This is a genomic window from Aeromicrobium sp. PFPM2_SD2, assembly GCF_057364525.1.
In genome coordinates, this window is the sequence record NZ_JBNFNZ010000738.1 from 1 (window position 1) to 707 (window position 707).

Here is a 707-nt window from a genome sequence, read left to right on the forward strand (position 1 = left end):
CGGGGCAGCGGCTCGGCCCGGCTCTCGTCGCGCGGCAGCAGGGCGACGCCGGCCAGCCGGGTCAGCGAGGCGCCCGAGCGCTGGACGACGTCGAACACCATGAGCACCGCGCCGATCGGGTTGAACAGGCGGTGGAAGTACAGCGCCGCGGCCGTGGCCGCCCCGACCGTCACCTCGTCGGCGCGCACGAGCCAGAAGCCGGCGCCGAGCACGAGCAGCATGCCGACGAGCTCGGCGCGGTTCATGCGCGCCCAGAAGCGGGTCAGCATGACGAACACGTCCTGGGCCAGCCCGCGGGCCGCGTCGGACGTGCGCTCGACCTGCTCCAGCGCGAGGCGCTCGTGGCCGTAGGCCCGCCACGTGCCCGCGCCCTGCACGCCGGCCATGAGCGCTCGCCCGCTCGCCCTGGGCGACGCGCTCGGCGCGGTAGAACGGGCCGGACCGCGGCAGGTACCAGGACAGGGACGCCGCGTAGGCCGGCAGCGCCAGGAGCCCGGCGAGGCCGAGCCGCCAGTCGAGCGCGAACAGGCCGCCGGCAGTGAACGTGATGGCCGTGAGCGAGCCGACCAGCAGCGGCACGGCCTCGTCCAGGGCGTCGGTGACGGTGCGGACGTCGTCGCCGACGCGGGCCATGACGTCGCCGGTGCCCGCGGCCTCGAGCCGGCCCGAGTCCAGGCGCAGCGCGCGGTCCAGGACGTCCTCGCGCA

The 707-nt window shown here is 76.4% G+C and carries 2 pseudogenes; both read right to left on the reverse strand.

Features of this window, described 5'->3' with window-relative positions:
* A pseudogene (locus AC2W7G_RS17795) lies at positions 1-386 on the reverse strand (ABC transporter ATP-binding protein); the annotation flags it as partial.
* Between the two features lie 64 nt (positions 387-450).
* A pseudogene (locus AC2W7G_RS17800) lies at positions 451-693 on the reverse strand (ABC transporter transmembrane domain-containing protein); the annotation flags it as partial.
* Positions 694-707: the final 14 nt, after the last annotated feature.